This is a genomic window from Pseudomonas sp. HMSC067G02 (genome assembly GCF_001813485.1).
Taxonomy (GTDB): Bacteria; Pseudomonadota; Gammaproteobacteria; order Pseudomonadales; family Pseudomonadaceae; genus Pseudomonas; species Pseudomonas aeruginosa.
This window is the reverse complement of the sequence record NZ_KV812613.1, coordinates 15,385-33,033: the sequence shown is the minus strand read 5'-3', so window position 1 is coordinate 33,033 and position 17,649 is coordinate 15,385. Positions and strand designations below refer to the sequence as shown.

Genomic DNA, 17,649 nt, shown 5'->3' with positions numbered 1-17,649 from the left:
CATCACACCAATTTAGCCAAGAATGGGTGACCTTCTTCATTTTCAGCTTTTACTGCTTTGAGGGAGCGAATGGTTTCCACTGTCTCTACGCAATGACGTGCCTCCTCGATTCCGAAGCCTCCCCCAACAAGAATCGACTCATAACTGAGCGTATGCAGATCGGTAAAACCTTCTGAAAACTCGACTTCTACGCCATCACAAGTAATCGAGCGATAAGTAGGTTTTTTACCCTTCACAGAGGCGGGAAGATCATTGGCATCGATGGAAAGGAACCAGCGCACTCGCGCATTTTCATACTCAAGGTAACCTGTTGCCTTAGATTCATTTGAGTAGTGAACAACATTTCTTTGCAACCTACCGAATATGAAATGCAACATATCGTAGAAATGCACACCAATATTCGTGGCCACTCCAAAGGATTTTCTGGGATCGCCTTTCCAGCTTTCCATATACCACTTGCCGCGGCTAGTTATATAGGTCAGGTCAACCTCATGCTTGTGGGTTTTGGTGCCATTTTCCACCTTCTTCTTCAGATCAAGAATTGCTGTATGATGACGTAATTGGAGAATATTCCAAAGCCGACGACCGGTTTCATGCTCGACAATGGCAAGATCATCGAGCAATTCAGAACTAGGAACCAAAGGCTTTTCACAGATCACGTCGCAACCCAAACGGAGACCTGCTGTGATATGGGAATGATGCAAGTAATTAGGCGAGCAGACAGAGACAAAGTCTAAAGCTTGCTCAGGCCTACGCTTTAATCGCCAAGCATAGTCATAAAATCGCTCAAACTCCGTAAAGAACTCACTTTGCGGAGAGATACTATCGATTATCCCAACGGAATCATTGATATCATAGGCACATGTCAATACATTTCCGGTATCTTTGATAGCGCGCATATGCCTGGGGGCAATGTAACCAGCAGCACCAATGAGAGCAAAACGTTTCATGAAATATCTCTGACGAAGTCAATGTCCGCAGCCAAGTAGCTACTTGACTACTGTGGGATCAGGCTTTGATTACCTTCTGCGATGGCGCCCGATATTTTCCACGACTATCTACAACCAGGCTGGCGTGAGCATGGATAAGATCGTAATCAAACCGATCATGATCAGTTGCTAACACAACCGCATCGAAACGAGAAAGCCTTTCGGCAGTCAGAGGCTCACTAGCAAGATCAAAGTGATGCTCACGCATTTTGGGGAAACTGGGAACATGGGGATCGCTATAAGAGACAATGCCTCCTTTGGCCTGAATCAGTTCCATGATCTCAACCGAAGGAGACTCACGCATATCATCTACGTTTTTCTTATAGGCAATACCCAGCACCAAGACGCGACTGCCTTTAAGAGCCTTGCCTCTTTCATTCAGCCCATCCATTAGCTTACTGACTACATACTCCGGCATAGCCTTGTTGACTTCACCAGAAAGTTCGATGAAGCGAGTATGCAGGCCATATTCGCGTGCTTTCCAGGTCAGGTAGAAAGGATCGATGGGAATACAGTGCCCTCCCAAACCAGGCCCTGGATAATAAGGGGTAAATCCAAAAGGTTTGGTCGCTGCAGCATCTACCACTTCAAAAATATCGATACCCATTCGGTCCGCGACTACTTTCATCTCATTGACCAGGCCGATATTCACCGCGCGATGAATATTTTCCAGCAATTTGGTCATTTCCGCAGCTTTGGTAGAGCTCACTGGAACTACTTTATCTATAGCCTGTTCGTAAAGAGCGACTCCAACTTCCAGGCATTCCGGGGTATGCCCCCCAATTACCTTTGGAATAGTGCGGGTTTCAAAATTCGGATTACCTGGATCTTCACGCTCTGGCGAATAGACTAGAAATATACTTTTCCCAACGACCAGCCCATCGGACTGAACCCTGGGTAGCAGCTCCTCCTCAGTGGTACCTGGATAGGTTGTGCTTTCAAGAGAGACGACTTGTCCTTCACGCAGATACGGCTTAATAGCTTCCGTCGTATTAACCACAAAACTCATATCCGGCTCGCGATATTTATTCAGCGGGGTCGGAACACAAAGAATAAGTGCGTCGCACTCTTTTGCCCGAGAGAAATCGGTCGTAGCTTCAAAACCAGAAGAGCAAGCGTGAGAAATGCTTTCCGCGGATATATGCTCAATATAGCTTTCACCGGAATTCAGCCTTCTAACTTTTTCGGCGTCGATATCAATGCCAAGCACTCTAAAACCGATCGAATTATAACGCAACATAAGCGGGAGTCCGACATAGCCCAACCCCACGATCCCGACAAGAGCCTCTTTATCCTTGAACTTTCTAGTAACTTTTTCTCTCAGGTTTTCCATATTTCCATCTCAGCAAGTAGTAACAGGACCTATATGAACCACCTGTTATCATGACTACAGAACAGGGAGTCGCTAGCCAAACCCACCCGACACTCCCTGTTTCCCTTACAGCGCATTTGACAGGATGCAGGTATCTTTGACCTGGCTAGCAAGATATCTGCTTGCGCCTTGTACTCCAAGGCTAGCCCTTTGAAGTACAAGGCTCGCCCCGCTAGGCAAAGGGTAACCTACCTGCCTTGTCACAGCTAGCATCACTGGCAACACGAGCCATACCGCCAATCCGTTCGATTATATACAGTCTCTTCCTTCGATAAGCTGCTTGACTCTGGAAGAATCCCATGATCGAGCCCCAGCCTTGCTGGCTACTGACCGCAGAAATAGTCAAAAAATTGACTAGACCGCAGCGTTCCCCGTTGGACGCTAGAGGCGCTACCATCCATTCAACAACGTTATCCGGAGCGAAAATGAATGCAGGATCACTGCTCATCCCCTTCAATAGAAAAGTGTTCCAGCTTCTCCACCTACTTAACAAAAGGAGTGCTTACATTTTCCAGAAAAGGCCATGGGCTCGAAGAAAATAAAGGGAAAATATCGAATGATATGGCTTATTTTATGAGAGGCACAGCCGGATAGGGCGTCCCTGCCCATTCCAACCATAATTACCGCTTATTGCGATAGAGCGAATTAAACACGACAGTCACGACACCCACCGCACCACCGAGCAACAACCCCATCATGACGAGTAAAAGCTTCTTCGGCTTCACGGGAGAATCGGGCGTCTCAACCGAACCATCCTGACGGAACACAGCAACCTCGTCGGTGTTTACCCGTAAACTACTATAGAGTTTTTCCTGCTCCTGCAGAGTTCGTAAAGCAGGGATGAAAGGATCATCTGACACACGACTTTCCAAAGCCTCGATCTCTCCTCTAAGCGCCTTGCTGCCCCGCATGTACATCAAGCTACCGTTCATGATAGCCGAAAGCTGCTCAGATACCTGCCCACTTATCATCGGAGGCTTTTCCAACCCCACAGCATCCGCGACTTTTAGAGCCTCTCTAAGTTGCACAATTCTATCTTCACGGCGTAACTTAGCAGTTTCACGTAGCGTTTGGATCCGCTGATCGACATCCCGAGCCTTGACCTCTATCTCACGGTGCGCATTCTTAACCATTTCTTGGACGGAATGTTCGGCCGTATCGGCAAGATAGCGACGGATCCACTCAGCGGCCAGCTCAGGATCTTCCTGTTCTACTGTTAGCCGATAGCGACTCGGCTGGGTCTTGTCTGGCAGAGTAATACTGATCTTTTCATTAAATAACCTATAGAGACTATCGCGCGACGCCGGCCTCTCACCTCCTAGCGACGGCAAGTAGACATTCTCGAAGAAGCGGTGCCGAGTCTCATCAGCTTGAAGATTGCGCAAGAACACGGAATAGACATCCTGAACCTTAAATGCCTGAAGACCCGACTCCTTGGTGCGCCCCTGGTTAAAACCGGCAACATTGCTCAGCGAGGGCGGCAACACGGCGATACTGGCTTCATAAACTGGCTTACTTGTATAGGCATATATAGCAGCAACAATGCCAAATATAAGAGCTACGACCAGGATAATCCACTTTCCCTTCCATAGAGTCTGAAAAAGACTCACGAGATCAATTTCACCGCCACCGTTTTTTTCTTCTTTCAACGCTACCATTGTCGGAACTCCATAATCTGTCTTCTATAGCTCACGCAAGCCCCGAACTAAAGCTATTCGAAACGAGAAGCTACAACTCCACCGATGTGCATTATCACCAAGACAAAGAGAGTGCATATAAAAAACATGAACATATCTCGACGCCTCCTCAAGTAGCACACCCTGTGCCAGAGATTATCTGTACAAGGAATTCTACGATAGACAGCCAAGAACACGCCTCAGTTCCGTAAGAAGTATTTTAGTTTTCTGAAGACTGATTGCTCGCTCAGTACAGCTGAGCATACGATTCAAATCGCGGAACAGCTTCAAAGAAAAAGCCCGGAGGTAACAAGTAAAATGATGGCAGAACGCAATCAAGATGGAAGGCCACTCTAACCAGTCGATCCGCTATGAGTCCTTGCGCCTCAGGCCATTGTCAGAATCCCCATCACTCGATGAAGAAAGCCGAGCAAGTAAGGAATCTCTCTCTTTCCGAGCCTTGGCAAGATCCTTCTCGATTGCCTTGATACGTATATTAGCTCGCGCTAAAAGTGACGAACCGGCCAATAGGCCAATGAAACCACCCAAGATGAACACCAAGGCAACATAGAGAACAACGGGCAGCTCGGGGGTAAGCAAACCGAACAGTTCGAAATGAGTAACCTGCCGGTTTTCCAATACCATAACTACTACGAGAAGAGCGATAAACAGCACTCCACCCATCAGCAGTATGCGCCTTATCCAAAGCATGAAGACTCCAATATCCGAATGGACCGATATCACTCCGGCTCGTTGACCCGATCCCGCAACTCCTTGCCCGGCTTGAAGTGCGGCACGAACTTGCCGTCGAGGCGTACCGACTCCCCGGTCTTGGGGTTGCGACCGACGCGCGGGGCGCGGTAGTGCAAGGAAAAGCTGCCGAAGCCACGGATCTCGATCCGGTCCCCGGTCGCCAGGGCCTGGGACATTTGCTCCAGCATGGTCTTGATTGCCAACTCGACATCCTTCGCGGACAGTTGCCCCTGATGGGTAACGATCCGTTCGATCAACTCCGACTTGGTCATGGTTTTCCCTTCTTTTTCAAGCGGCTAGATCAGCTCAGGTCTCTTTTAGCATGCTGATCAGTCTTTGAACAGGTCCAAGAAGGGGAAAACGAAAAAGGGCGGCCTAGGCCGCCCTTTTTCATGATGGATCAGAGACTTAGCCCTGATTCTCCATCTGAGCACGGATCAGATCACCGATGGTGGTCGGACCAGCGCTTTCTACTTCCTGCTTACGCAGTTCTTTCATTGCGTCCTTCTCGTCGTCGACGTCCTTGGACTTGACGGAGAGGCTGATGACGCGGCTCTTGCGGTCGATGCTGATGATCTTGGCTTCGACTTCCTCGCCTTCCTTCAGGACGTTGCGCGCGTCTTCGACGCGGTCACGGCTGATTTCGGAAGCCTTCAGGATACCTTCGATGTCGTCGCCCAGGCTGATGACAGCGCCTTTGGCGTCGACTTCCTTCACGGTACCGCGGACGATGCTGCCTTTCTCGTGCAGGGACGCGTAGTTGGAGAACGGATCGTCTTCCAGCTGCTTGATGCCCAGGGAGATGCGCTCGCGCTCCGGGTCGACCGACAGGATGACGGTTTCCAGCTCGTCGCCCTTCTTGAAGCGACGTACGGCTTCTTCGCCGACTTCGTTCCAGGAGATGTCGGACAGGTGGACCAGGCCGTCGATGCCGCCGTCCAGACCGATGAAGATACCGAAGTCGGTGATCGACTTGATGGTACCGGAGATACGGTCACCCTTGTTGAACTGGCTGGAGAAGTCTTCCCACGGGTTGGATTTGCACTGCTTGATACCCAGGGAGATACGACGACGCTCTTCGTCGATGTCCAGAACCTGAACTTCCACTTCGTCGCCAACCTGGACGACTTTCGACGGATGGATGTTCTTGTTGGTCCAGTCCATTTCGGAGACGTGTACCAGGCCTTCCACGCCCTCTTCCAGCTCGGCGAAGCAGCCGTAGTCGGTGAGGTTGGTGACGCGGGCCATGACGCGGGTGCCTTCCGGGTAACGCGCCTTGATGGCAACCCACGGGTCTTCGCCCAGTTGCTTCAGGCCCAGGGATACACGGTTGCGCTCGCGGTCGAACTTCAGGACCTTGACGTCGATCTCGTCGCCAACGTTGACGATCTCGGACGGATGCTTGATGCGCTTCCAGGCCATGTCGGTGATGTGCAGCAGGCCGTCTACGCCGCCCAGGTCCACGAATGCGCCGTAGTCGGTGAGGTTCTTGACGATACCCTTGACCTGCTGGCCTTCCTGCAGCGATTCCAGCAGAGCTTCACGCTCGGCGCTGTTCTCGGCTTCCAGGACGCTGCGGCGGGAAACGACAACGTTGTTGCGCTTCTGGTCGAGCTTGATGACCTTGAACTCGAGCTCTTTGCCTTCCAGGTGGGTGGTGTCGCGAACCGGACGCACGTCGACCAGCGAACCCGGCAGGAACGCGCGGATGCCGTTGACGTCGACGGTGAAACCGCCCTTGACCTTGCCGTTGATGACGCCCTTGACCACTTCGTCGGCAGCGAAAGCCGCTTCCAGAACAATCCAGCTCTCGGCGCGCTTGGCTTTCTCGCGGGACAGCTTGGTCTCGCCAAAGCCGTCTTCTACCGCGTCCAGTGCGACGTGGACTTCGTCACCCACCTTGATGGTCAGTTCGCCCTGTTCGTTGTAGAACTGCTCGACCGGGATGACGCCCTCGGATTTCAGACCGGCATGGACGGTGACCCAGTCACCATCGATGTCGACCACGATGCCGGTGATGATGGCACCCGGCTGCATGTCGAGGGATTTCAGACTTTCTTCAAAGAGTTCTGCGAAGCTTTCGCTCATGTTCATACCTGTAGTCAAAGGCCCGGAAGGGCCCGATTCCGCATCACCAGCCAATGCGGTCAAGTCATTAAATGAAGCCGCAGGACAATTTGCTGGTTTCCTGCTAGCTTCTGATTGCACTCCCGAATGGGAATGCCCAGTTGGGTTGTTCTGCGATGGCGCCAGGCAAGTCGGGAGGCAACCCTCGCCGCACCTGCAAAACGCCACAACATAAGGTCTGGAATATTAGCAACCAGGCCCTGTATCGTCAATTCCCGCGCCGAAACCTCAGACGTCCCAGCCCTGCCGCTCGCAGTGCCGGATGATCGTCTCGACCACCGCCTCGATGCTCATTTCGGTGGAGTCCAGCAGGATCGCGTCATCGGCCGGTTTCAGCGGCGCGACCGCGCGCTGGCTGTCGCGCTCGTCGCGCTCGCGGATTTCTTCCAGCAAGGCAGACTGGTCGACATCCGCGCCCTTCGCCTTCAACTGCAGGTAGCGTCGACGCGCACGCTCCTCCGCCGAGGCGGTGAGGAAGATCTTCAGAGGCGCATCGGGAAATACCACGGTGCCCATGTCGCGGCCGTCGGCCACCAGTCCCGGAGCCTCGCGAAACGCCCGCTGGCGCTGCAGCAGCGCATCGCGCACGGCCGGCAGCGCCGCGACCTGGGAAGCGCCGGCACCGACCTGCTCGGTACGGATCACATCGGTCACTTCCTCACCTTCGAGAATGATGCGCTGCCCATGGCTGCCATCGGCGGCGACGAACTGCACATCGAGGTGCGCAGCCAGGACCTTCAGCGCCTCTTCATTGGTCAGGTCGACACCATGGTTGACCGCGGCGAACGCCAACAGCCGATAAAGCGCCCCGGAATCCAGCAGGTTCCAGCCCAGGCGCCGGGCGAGCAGCCCGGCGACCGTGCCCTTGCCGGCGCCACTGGGGCCATCGATGGCGAGCATCGGTACAGCGCCGTTCATCAATTGTTCTCCACGGCGACCCGGATACCGGTCTGGGCACACAGGGCGAGGAAGTTGGGGAAGGAGGTGGCGACGTTGGCGCAATCGTGGATGCGGATCGGCCCGCTGGCGCGCAGCGAAGCGACGCTGAAGGACATGGCGATACGGTGGTCGCCGTGCGCCCAGACTTCGCCGCCACCGAACGCACCACCCTCGATGACGATGCCATCCGGGGTCGGCTCGGCCTTCACGCCCAGGGCCTTCAGGCCGTCGGCCATGACCTGGATACGGTCCGACTCCTTGACCCGCAGCTCTTCGGCGCCACGCAGGACGGTGCGCCCCTCGGCGCAGGCGGCAGCCACGAAGAGTACCGGGAACTCGTCGATGGCCAGTGGCACCAGGTCCTCGGGAATGTCGATGCCCTTGAGCCGCGCGGAGCGCACGCGGATGTCGGCGACCGGCTCGCCGCCGACCTCGCGCTGATTTTCCAGGCTCAGGTCACCACCCATCAGGCGCAGGATCTCGATGACGCCGACGCGCGTCGGGTTGATGCCGACGTGCTGCAGGACCAGTTCCGAACCCTCGGCGATACTGGCGGCAACCAGGAAGAAGGCTGCCGAGGAAATGTCGGCCGGGACCTCGATATGGGTGGCGCTCAACTTGTGCCCGGATTCGACCTTGGCGGTGCTGCCCTCGACCTCCACCGGATAGCCGAAGCCGCGCAGCATGCGCTCGGTGTGGTCGCGGGTCGGCGCCGGCTCGGTGACCGAGGTCTCACCCGCGGCGTAGAGCCCGGCGAGCAACAGGCAGGACTTCACCTGGGCGCTGGCCATCGGCATGTCGTAATGCATACCGGTGAGGCGCTGGCCGCCGCGAATGGTCATCGGCGGACGGCCTTCCGGCCCCGTCTCGATTACCGCGCCCATCTCGCGCAACGGCTTGGCTACGCGATTCATCGGCCGCTTGGAAAGGGAAGCGTCGCCGGTCAGGGTGCTGTCGAACGGCTGGGCCGCCAGCAGACCGCTGAGCAGACGCATGGAAGTACCGGAGTTACCCAGGTAGATCGGCCCAGGCGGCGCCTTGAGGCCGTGCAGGCCAACGCCATGGACGGTGACGCGGCCGTTCTGCGGCCCCTCGATCACCACTCCCATGTCGCGGAACGCCTGGATGGTTGCCAGTGCGTCCTCGCCCTCGAGGAAGCCCTCCACTTCGGTGGTGCCTTCGGCCAGGGAGCCGAGCATGATCGAGCGATGGGAGATCGACTTGTCGCCCGGTACCCGGATGGTTCCGGACAGGCTGCCGCCCGGCTGGGCCAGATAAATCAGGTCGTTGTTGTGCATGGCGTCCACATAGGCCCGACGGGCCAGGATTTTGCTGAAATGCTCACGGGCTACCCGGGCGCGCGTGAAAACGCCCAACAACTGGTGCCCGTCCCCAGTGTCGACGGCCTCGCGCAGCGCGTCGAGGTCGTCACGAAAAACATCCAGTGTACGCAGCACCGCCTCGCGATTGGCGAGAAAGATGTCGTGCCACATCACCGGGTCGCTGCCGGCGATCCGTGTGAAATCACGGAAACCGCCGGCGGCATAGCGGAAGATCTCCAGGTTCTCGCTGCGCTTGGCCAGGGAGTCGACCAGGGTGAAGGCCAGCAGGTGAGGCAGGTGGCTGGTGGCCGCCAGAACCTCGTCGTGATGCTCGACCTCCATGTGCTCGACGTCCGCGCCCAGCGCGCGCCACAGGCTGTCGACCAGCGCCAGCGCGTCGGCATCGGTCTCCGCGGAGGGCGTGAGAATCACCTTGTGCCGGCGGAACAGGGTCGCCTTCGCCGCGGTCACTCCGCTCTGCTCGGAACCCGCGATCGGATGCCCCGGTACCAGGTACCGCGGCATCCCGCCGAACGCGGCACGCGCGGCACGCACGATATTGCCCTTGGCGCTGCCAACGTCGGTCAATACAGCCTTGCCCAGGTCGAGCTTCGCCAGGTCGGCCAGCACCCGCTCCATCGCCAGGATCGGCACCGCCAGCTGGATCACGTCGGCGCCGACGCAGGCGCGACCAAGATCCTCCTCGCAACGGTCAACCACGCCGAGCTCCACCGCCAGGCGGCAAGACTCGGCATCCCGATCCACGCCGACCACTTCCCGGAACAACCCTTTGCTCCGCAACCCCTTGGCGAAGGAACCACCGATCAGGCCCAGCCCCACCACCACCAGGCGGCCCAGCTTAGGGGTCGACTGTTGCAGCGGCGTGACCTCAGTCATGCGCCAGCACCTTGCCCAGCGCCTGGAGGAAACGATCGTTCTCTTCCGGCAGCCCGATGGAGACGCGCAGGAAGGTCGGCATCCCGTAGCCAGCCACCGGACGCACGATCACGCCTTCGCGCAGCAGCGCCTGGTAGACCGGACCGGCATCACGAGCCAGATCCACGGCGATGAAGTTGCCCTTCGAGGGAATCCAGGACAGGCCCAACGCGTGAAAGCCATCCTCCAGCTGCGCCATGCCGGAATCGTTTAGGCGGCGACTCTGCGCCAGGTAGTCATGGTCATCCAGCGCCGCGCAGGCAGCCGCCAGGGCCAGGCTATTGACATTGAACGGCTGGCGCACCCGGTTGAGCACATCGGCCACCGCCTTGCTCGAAAGCGCGTAGCCGACCCGCAGCGAAGCCAGGCCATAGGCCTTGGAGAAGGTCCGCGAGACCAGCAGGTTGGGATGGCGCGCCAGGTAGTCCAGGCCATCGGGCAGCTCGTCGCCCTCGGCGTATTCGATATAGGCCTCGTCCAGCACCACCAGCACCTCCGCCGGCACCTGGGCGAGGAACCGCTCCAGGGCGTCCGCACCGAACCAGGTCCCGGTCGGGTTGTTCGGGTTGGCGACGAACACCACGCGAGTTTGCCCATCGATGGCGGCGAGCATCGCTTCCAGGTCATGCCCCCAGGCGCGCGCCTTGACCGCCCGCCCCTCGGCGCCCACGGCCTGGGTGGCGATCGGGTAGACGGCGAAGGCATGTTCGCTGAACACGGCGTTCAGACCAGGCGCGAGGTAGGCACGGGCGACCAGGTCGAGAATGTCGTTGGAGCCGTTGCCCAGGGTCACCTGCGCCGCATCCACCGCGCAACGCTCGGCCAGCTTGCGCTTGAGTTCGAAACCGTTGCCGTCAGGATAACGGGTCAGTTCCGCCAGTTCGGCGCGGATAGCCTCTAGCGCCTTTGGGCTCGCACCCAGCGGGTTCTCGTTGCTGGCGAGCTTGACGATCGCCGCAGGGTCGATGCCCAGCTCGCGGGCCAGTTCGTCCACCGGCTTGCCAGGGACGTAGGGCGACAGCTTTTGCACCCCCGGCTGGGCCAGGGCAAGGAAATCGGACATGGATAGTTCAGCCTCGACGCGGGACGGGGCATTCATCGATGACCCGTCTCTTCGGAATGACAGCGCGCTCAGAGCACCGCTTTCGGATAGGAGCCCAGGACCTTCAGGGCGACGGCTTCCTGGCCGATCTTCTCCAGGACGTCCTTGATCAGCGGTTCTTTATGGTGGCCGACGAAATCGATGAAGAACACGTAGGTCCATTTGCCGCTGCGCGACGGGCGGGTTTCGATGCGGGTCAGGTCGATACCGTTGTTGTGGAACGGTACCAGCAGCTCGTGCAGGGCTCCCGGCTTGTTGCGCATGGAAACGATGATCGAGGTCTTGTCGTCGCCGGTCGGCGGAACCTCCTGGTTGCCGATGATCAGGAAGCGCGTGGAGTTGTCCGGGCGGTCCTCGATCTTCTCGTGCAGCTTGCTCAGGTCGTACAGGCTGGCCGCCATGTCGCCGGCGATCGCCGCCGAATTCCACTCGCTCTTCACCCGCTTGGCCGCGTCGGCGTTGCTCGACACCGCCACCCGCTCGACGCTCGGGTAGTGCGAGTCCAGCCACTTGCGACATTGCGCGAGGGATTGGGCATGGGAATAGATCCGGGTGATGTTGTCGGTCTTGGTGGTTTCGCCGACCAGCAGGTGATGGTGGATACGCAACTCGACTTCGCCGCAGATCACCATGTCGTGCTCGAGGAAGCTGTCGAGGGTATGGTTGACCGCCCCCTCGGTGGAGTTTTCCACAGGCACCACGCCGAAGTTCACTGCGCCGGCGGCGACCTCGCGGAACACCTCGTCGATCGCCGCCATCGGCGTGCTGATCACCGCATTGCCGAAATGCTTGAGTGCCGCGGCCTGGGTAAAGGTGCCCTCGGGTCCGAGATAGGCCACTTTCAGCGGCTGCTCGAGCGCCAGGCAGGACGACATGATCTCGCGGAACAGCCGCGCGACCTCTTCGTTGTCCAGCGGCCCCTTGTTCAATTGCATGATGTGCTTGAGCACCCAGGCTTCGCGCTCGGGACGGTAGAACACCGGCGCCTCGCCCTCGCCCAGGGTCTGGGTCTTCACTCGCGCCACGTCCTGGGCGCAACGGGCACGCTCGCTGATCAGCTCGAGCAACTTCTCGTCGAGGCTGTCGATGCGCAGGCGCAAGGCCTTGAGCTGGTCCTGGTCCGCCATCAGCCGTGCTCCTTCTCGAACTCCGCCATGTATGCGACCAGCGCCTCGACCGCGTCCAGGCCAAGGGCGTTGTAGATGGAAGCGCGCATGCCGCCGACCGAGCGGTGGCCTTTCAGGTTGAGCAGCCCGCGCGCCTCGGCGCCTTCCAGGAACGGCTTGTCGAGACGCTCGTCGGCCAGGCGGAACGGCACGTTCATCCAGGAGCGGGCGCTCGGCTGGATCGGGTTGGTGTAGAAGTCGCTGGCATCGATGGTCTTGTACAGCAGGTCCTTCTTGGCGCGGTTGCGCTGCTCCATCGCGGTCACCCCGCCCTGCTCCTTCAGCCATTCGAAGACCAGGCCGGACAGGTACCAGGAGTAGGTCGCCGGGGTGTTGTACATGGAACCGTTGTCCGCGGCGATCTTGTAGTTGAGCATGGTCGGGCAGACGCTGCGGGCGCGGCCGAGCAGGTCTTCGCGAACGATCACCACCACCAGGCCGGACGGGCCGATGTTCTTCTGCGCCCCGGCATAGATCAGGCCGAAGCGGGACACGTCGAGCGGGCGCGAGAGGATATCGGAGGACATGTCGGTGACCAGCGGCACGTCGCCGGTCTCGGGTATCCAGTCGAACTCGAGGCCGCCGATGGTCTCGTTGGAGGCGTAGTGCACATAGGCCGCGTCCTTGGTCAGCGTCCACTCGTTCTGACCCGGAATGGCGAAGTAGTCGTACTCCTTGGCGCTGGCCGCGACGTTCACGGTGCCATAGCGACGAGCCTCCTCGATGGCCTTCTTCGACCAGATACCGGTATCGATATAGTCGGCGACGCCATCTTCGGGCAGCAGGTTCAGCGGGATCTCGGCGAACTGCTGGCTGGCGCCGCCCTGCAGGAACAGCACCTTGTAGTCCGAGGGAATGTCGAGCAGGTCGCGCAGGTCCTGCTCGGCCTTGCTGGCGATGGCCACGTAGTCATCACTACGGTGGCTCATTTCCATGACCGAAAGGCCCTTGCCCCGCCAGTCGAGAAGCTCGGCCTGGGCACGTTGCAGAACTGCGTCGGGAAGCGCCGCGGGACCGGCGCAGAAATTGAAGGCTCGCTTGCTCACATCCACTCTCGCTATAGGTAGGGCGGATAGCCGTGAGTTATCCGCCGAGGTCATCGGCCGGGCGGGCGCAGGCGCCCGCCCCGAGCCTTACTCTTCGTTGCCTTCCGCTTCCGCCGCGGGCTCGGACTCGGACTCGGCCGACTCGCCCAGAGATTCGGCAGCTTCCTCCCCTTCGGGCAGGTCCTCGTCATCTCCGCCCGACGGCTCCTGGACACGCTCCAGACCGACCAGTACCTCGTCGCTGGCGAGCTTGATCAGGGTTACGCCCTGGGTATTGCGGCCGGACAGGGAGACTTCGTCGACACGCGTCCGCACCAGGGTGCCCTGGTCGGAAATCAGCATGATCTCCTCGCCTTCCTGGACCTGTACCGCGGCGATCAGCGCGCCGTTGCGCTCGTTGGTGACCATGGCGATCACCCCCTGGCCGCCACGGCCGCGACGCGGGAACTTGCTCAGCGGGGTACGCTTGCCGAAGCCGCGCTCGGAGGCGGTGAGGATCTGCGCCCCGGACTCCGGAATCAGCATGGAGATCAGCTGCTGCCCCTTGCCCAGGCGCATGCCGCGTACGCCGCGGGCGTTGCGGCCCATGATGCGCACCACGCTCTCGGCGAAGCGGATCACCTTGCCGGCGCTGGAGAACAGCATGACTTCCTTGGCGCCATCGGTGATCGCGGCGGCGATCAGGGTGTCGCCCTCCTCCAGCTTGAGCGCGATCAGGCCGCTGCTGCGCGGACGGCTGAACTGCACCAGCGGGGTCTTCTTCACGGTACCGAAGGCGGTGGCCATGAAGATGTAGGCGCCGGTCGGCTCGGCCACCAGCTCGGCGGTCTCGCCCTCGACTTCCTCGACCTCGGCGGCCTCGACCACCTCGCCCTCGAGCACCGCGCCTTCGGCTTCGTCGAGGTCGTCATCGGCGCCGCCGTTCTGCTGCAGCGCCTCCAGGTCGATCTGCAACATCGCGGTGATCCGCTCGCCCTCGTCCAGCGGCAGCAGGTTCACCAGCGGCCGGCCACGCGCGGTACGCGAGGCCTCCGGAATCTCGAAGGTACGCAGCCAGTAGACCTTGCCCTTGCTGGAGAACAGCAGGAGGGTTGCATGGCTGTTGGCCACCAGCAGGTGTTCGATGTAGTCCTCGTCCTTCATCCCGGTGGCGGACTTGCCTTTGCCGCCGCGACGCTGCGCCTGGTAGGCGGCCAGCGGCTGGGACTTGGCGTAGCCGCCGTGGGAAATGGTCACCACGCGGTCTTCCTCGGTGATCAGGTCGGCGATGGTCAGGTCGACCTGGGAAGCCACGATCTCGGTGCGGCGAGCATCGCCGAATTCGGCCTTGACCGCTTCCAGTTCCTCACGGATCACCTCCATCAGGCGCGCCGGGTTGGTCAGGATGCGGATCAGCTCGCCGATCAGGTTGAGGATTTCCTGGTATTCGGAGAGCAGCTTCTCGTGCTCCAGGCCGGTCAGGCGATGCAGGCGCAGCTCGAGGATCGCCTGGGCCTGTTCCGGCGACAGGTAGTACTTGCCGTCGCGCAGGCCGTACTGCGGATCCAGATCTTCCGGACGACAGGCGTCGGCGCCGGCACGCTCGACCATCGCTTCCACCGCGCTGGACTCCCAGGCAGTGGCGATCAGGCGTTCCTTGGCCTCGGCCGGGGTCGGCGAACTCTTGATCAGCTCGATCACCGGATCGATGTTCGACAGGGCGACCGCCTGGCCTTCCAGGATGTGCCCGCGCTCGCGGGCCTTGCGCAGCTCGTAGACGGTACGCCGGGTCACCACTTCGCGGCGGTGGCGGACGAACACTTCGAGCATGTCCTTCAGGTTCAGCGTGCGCGGCTGGCCGTCGACCAGGGCCACCACGTTGATGCCGAACACGCTCTGCAGCTGGGTCTGGGCGTAGAGGTTGTTGAGGACCACCTCGCCCACCTCGCCGCGACGCAGCTCGATGACCACGCGCATGCCGTCCTTGTCGGACTCGTCGCGCAGCTCGGAAATACCCTCGATCTTCTTCTCTTTCACCAGCTCGGCGATCTTCTCGATCAACCGCGCCTTGTTCAATTGGTACGGTAGCTCGGTGATGATGATCTGCTCGCGACCGCCGCCCTTCTCCATCTCCTCGACGACGGCGCGGGCGCGGATGTAGATGCGCCCGCGACCGGTGCGGTAGGCCTCGATGATCCCGGCGCGGCCGTTGATGATGCCGGCGGTGGGGAAGTCCGGACCGGGGATGTACTGCATCAGCTCATCGACGGTCAGGTCGGGGTTGTCCATCAGCGCCAGGCAGCCGTCGATCACTTCGCCGAGGTTGTGCGGCGGGATGTTGGTCGCCATGCCCACGGCGATACCGCTGGAACCGTTGACCAGCAGGTTGGGAATCTTGGTCGGCATGACCGCCGGGATCTGCTCGGTGCCATCGTAGTTGGGCACCCAGTCGACGGTTTCCTTTTCCAGGTCCGCCAGCAGTTCGTGGGCCAGCTTGGCCATGCGCACTTCGGTGTATCGCATGGCTGCGGCGTTGTCGCCGTCCACCGAACCGAAGTTGCCCTGGCCGTCTACCAGCATGTAGCGCAGCGAGAACGGCTGCGCCATGCGCACGATGGTGTCGTAGACCGCGGTGTCGCCGTGCGGGTGGTACTTACCGATCACGTCGCCGACCACACGGGCGGATTTCTTGTAGGGCTTGTTCCAGTCGTTGCCCAGCTCGCTCATGGCATAAAGCACACGGCGGTGCACCGGCTTCAGGCCGTCACGTGCATCCGGCAGGGCCCGCCCGACGATCACGCTCATCGCGTAGTCGAGATAGGACTGTTTCAGCTCGTCTTCGATATTGACCGGGAGAATTTCTTTGGCCAGTTCGCCCATGAGAAGCCTGGTTCCTTTTTCTGGTGGAACTTCGCCGCCTCGATCCTGAGGCAAACGAAGTAGGTCGGCGCATGCCCGAGCAGCGCCAACTCACTACAAATCAACGACTTGAGTCAAGGATTCGCGCACTCTCGAGGCCCCTCCGCGGGGCGCTCGAATAACCGTCGGAGCTTACCACAGCCCACGCCCCAGCCCAAGGCAAAGGCCCTGGCGGGGACGACCTCCAGTCGCCTCGTTCAATGCAGGCGCTTGCGGCTCATCAGGGCGGCCATGCGCTCGGCGTCGGGACGCTCGACGACGCCACGCTCGGTCACGATGGCATCGATAAGGTCCGCCGGGGTCACGTCGAATACCGGATTGTAGGCATCGACCTCGGCCGCCACCCGTCGCCCGCCGATTTCCAGCAGTTCGCGACCGTCGCGCTCTTCGATCGGGATGTCCTCGCCGCTCTCCAGGTTCATGTCGATGGTCGAACTCGGCGCCACCACCATGAAGCGCACGCCGTGGTGCATGGCGTTGACTGCCAACTGGTAGGTGCCGATCTTGTTGGCGACATCGCCATTGGCGGTGATGCGGTCGGCGCCGACGATGACCCAGGTGATGTTCTCGGTCTTCATCAGGTGCGCGGCGGCCGAATCCACGTTCAGGCTGACCGGGATGCCTTCGTTGGCCAGTTCCCAGGCGGTCAGTCGCGAGCCCTGGAGCCAGGGCCGGGTTTCGTCGGCGTAGATGCGATTGACCAGGCCTTCCAGGTGCGCGGCGCGGATCACCCCCAGCGCGGTGCCGAACCCGCCGGTCGCCAGGGCGCCGGTATTGCAGTGGGTGAGGATGTTCTGCGGGCTGCCCTGCTGCTTGCGGATCAGCTCCATGCCCAACTGGGCCATGGTCAGGTTGGCCTCGCGGTCGCTTTCATGGATGGAGATCGCCTCGGCTTCCAGCACCGCCAGCGGCTGGTCGCCCTCTTTCATTCGCTCCAGACGGTCGCACATGCGGTTCAGCGCCCAGAACAGGTTGACCGCCGTGGGTCGCGAGTCAGCCAGCAGGCGGAAGTCCTCCTCCAGCGCGGCGCGCCAGTCGCCGCCCTGCGCCAGGCGCGCGCGGGCGCCAAGGACGATGCCGTAGGCGGCGCTGATGCCGATGGCCGGCGCGCCGCGCACGACCATATCGCGAATGGCCTTGGCCACCTCGGCCGCCGACTCGTGTTCGAGCCAGACCTCCTCCTGGGGCAGCAGGCGCTGATCCAGCAACCGCAGCGTACCGTCCCGCCACTCGATCGCCTTGACCCGCTCGGCCGCCAGCAGTCGCTCTCGCATGCACACACCTCTCGCTGAATCACGGAAAAGCTGCGGATTATAACGAGCC

General features: G+C 60.0%; 13 protein-coding genes. All 13 read right to left on the bottom strand.

What is annotated here, in order from left to right:
- Window positions 1-2: 2 nt before the first annotated feature.
- The 13 genes from HMPREF2914_RS01015 to mtnA all read right to left on the bottom strand — a co-directional run bounded on the left by HMPREF2914_RS01015 (window position 3) and on the right by mtnA (window position 17,600).
- Entirely contained in the window at window positions 3-950 is a 948-nt protein-coding gene (locus HMPREF2914_RS01015; protein ID WP_004350987.1) for a Gfo/Idh/MocA family protein, read from the bottom strand.
- A 58-nt stretch (window positions 951-1,008) separates the two neighbouring features.
- Window positions 1,009-2,322: a UDP-N-acetyl-D-glucosamine 6-dehydrogenase gene (gene wbpA / locus HMPREF2914_RS01010; RefSeq protein ID WP_004350989.1), complete on the bottom strand. Its 1,314-nt coding sequence runs from the start codon at window positions 2,320-2,322 to the stop codon at window positions 1,009-1,011.
- A gap of 659 nt (window positions 2,323-2,981) precedes the next feature.
- Window positions 2,982-4,019: an LPS O-antigen chain length determinant protein WzzB gene (locus HMPREF2914_RS01005; RefSeq protein ID WP_023091539.1), complete on the bottom strand. Its 1,038-nt coding sequence runs from the start codon at window positions 4,017-4,019 to the stop codon at window positions 2,982-2,984.
- A 387-nt stretch (window positions 4,020-4,406) separates the two neighbouring features.
- Entirely contained in the window at window positions 4,407-4,721 is a 315-nt protein-coding gene (locus HMPREF2914_RS01000) for a lipopolysaccharide assembly protein LapA domain-containing protein (protein WP_049875598.1), read from the bottom strand.
- Between the two features lie 56 nt (window positions 4,722-4,777).
- On the bottom strand, window positions 4,778-5,062 hold the full coding sequence (gene ihfB, locus HMPREF2914_RS00995; protein ID WP_003091441.1) for an integration host factor subunit beta: 285 nt from the start codon (window positions 5,060-5,062) through the stop codon (window positions 4,778-4,780).
- A 136-nt stretch (window positions 5,063-5,198) separates the two neighbouring features.
- Entirely contained in the window at window positions 5,199-6,878 is a 1,680-nt protein-coding gene (gene rpsA / locus HMPREF2914_RS00990; protein ID WP_003091442.1) for a 30S ribosomal protein S1, read from the bottom strand.
- Window positions 6,879-7,145: 267 nt separating this feature from the next.
- A complete protein-coding gene (gene cmk / locus HMPREF2914_RS00985) occupies window positions 7,146-7,835 on the bottom strand; it encodes a (d)CMP kinase (RefSeq protein ID WP_003106707.1) in 690 nt (229 codons plus the stop codon).
- Window positions 7,835-10,075, bottom strand: coding sequence for a bifunctional prephenate dehydrogenase/3-phosphoshikimate 1-carboxyvinyltransferase (locus HMPREF2914_RS00980; RefSeq protein WP_023091538.1), 2,241 nt, complete (start codon window positions 10,073-10,075; stop codon window positions 7,835-7,837). The genes cmk and HMPREF2914_RS00980 overlap by 1 nt, the downstream gene beginning before the upstream one ends.
- Window positions 10,068-11,177 (bottom strand): histidinol-phosphate transaminase, encoded by a 1,110-nt coding sequence (gene hisC / locus HMPREF2914_RS00975; RefSeq protein WP_003115433.1) that lies wholly within the window; start codon window positions 11,175-11,177, stop codon window positions 10,068-10,070. The genes HMPREF2914_RS00980 and hisC overlap by 8 nt, the downstream gene beginning before the upstream one ends.
- 68 nt (window positions 11,178-11,245) lie before the next feature.
- Window positions 11,246-12,343, bottom strand: coding sequence for a prephenate dehydratase (gene pheA / locus HMPREF2914_RS00970; protein WP_003091446.1), 1,098 nt, complete (start codon window positions 12,341-12,343; stop codon window positions 11,246-11,248).
- Complete coding sequence (gene serC / locus HMPREF2914_RS00965) at window positions 12,343-13,428, bottom strand: 3-phosphoserine/phosphohydroxythreonine transaminase (RefSeq protein ID WP_003111764.1); 1,086 nt, start codon at window positions 13,426-13,428, stop codon at window positions 12,343-12,345. The genes pheA and serC overlap by 1 nt, the downstream gene beginning before the upstream one ends.
- A gap of 87 nt (window positions 13,429-13,515) precedes the next feature.
- Entirely contained in the window at window positions 13,516-16,287 is a 2,772-nt protein-coding gene (gene gyrA, locus HMPREF2914_RS00960; RefSeq protein WP_003091448.1) for a DNA gyrase subunit A, read from the bottom strand.
- 236 nt (window positions 16,288-16,523) lie between these two features.
- A complete protein-coding gene (gene mtnA / locus HMPREF2914_RS00955) occupies window positions 16,524-17,600 on the bottom strand; it encodes an S-methyl-5-thioribose-1-phosphate isomerase (protein ID WP_023091537.1) in 1,077 nt (358 codons plus the stop codon).
- Between the last annotated feature and the right edge of the window lie 49 nt (window positions 17,601-17,649).

Excerpts from the sequence above, each read along its gene's own strand:
- hisC (WP_003115433.1), bottom strand. The coding sequence starts at position 11,177 with ATGTCCGATTTCCTTGCCCTGGCCCAGCCGGGGGTGCAAAAGCTGTCG.
- HMPREF2914_RS01015 (WP_004350987.1), bottom strand. The coding sequence starts at position 950 with ATGAAACGTTTTGCTCTCATTGGTGCTGCTGGTTACATTGCCCCCAGG.
- rpsA (WP_003091442.1), bottom strand. The coding sequence starts at position 6,878 with ATGAGCGAAAGCTTCGCAGAACTCTTTGAAGAAAGTCTGAAATCCCTC.
- cmk (WP_003106707.1), bottom strand. The coding sequence starts at position 7,835 with ATGAACGGCGCTGTACCGATGCTCGCCATCGATGGCCCCAGTGGCGCC.
- HMPREF2914_RS01000 (WP_049875598.1), bottom strand. The coding sequence starts at position 4,721 with ATGGGTGGAGTGCTGTTTATCGCTCTTCTCGTAGTAGTTATGGTATTG.
- ihfB (WP_003091441.1), bottom strand. The coding sequence starts at position 5,062 with ATGACCAAGTCGGAGTTGATCGAACGGATCGTTACCCATCAGGGGCAA.
- mtnA (WP_023091537.1), bottom strand. The coding sequence starts at position 17,600 with ATGCGAGAGCGACTGCTGGCGGCCGAGCGGGTCAAGGCGATCGAGTGG.
- HMPREF2914_RS01005 (WP_023091539.1), bottom strand. The coding sequence starts at position 4,019 with ATGGTAGCGTTGAAAGAAGAAAAAAACGGTGGCGGTGAAATTGATCTC.
- HMPREF2914_RS00980 (WP_023091538.1), bottom strand. The coding sequence starts at position 10,075 with ATGACTGAGGTCACGCCGCTGCAACAGTCGACCCCTAAGCTGGGCCGC.
- pheA (WP_003091446.1), bottom strand. The coding sequence starts at position 12,343 with ATGGCGGACCAGGACCAGCTCAAGGCCTTGCGCCTGCGCATCGACAGC.
- gyrA (WP_003091448.1), bottom strand. The coding sequence starts at position 16,287 with ATGGGCGAACTGGCCAAAGAAATTCTCCCGGTCAATATCGAAGACGAG.
- wbpA (WP_004350989.1), bottom strand. The coding sequence starts at position 2,322 with ATGGAAAACCTGAGAGAAAAAGTTACTAGAAAGTTCAAGGATAAAGAG.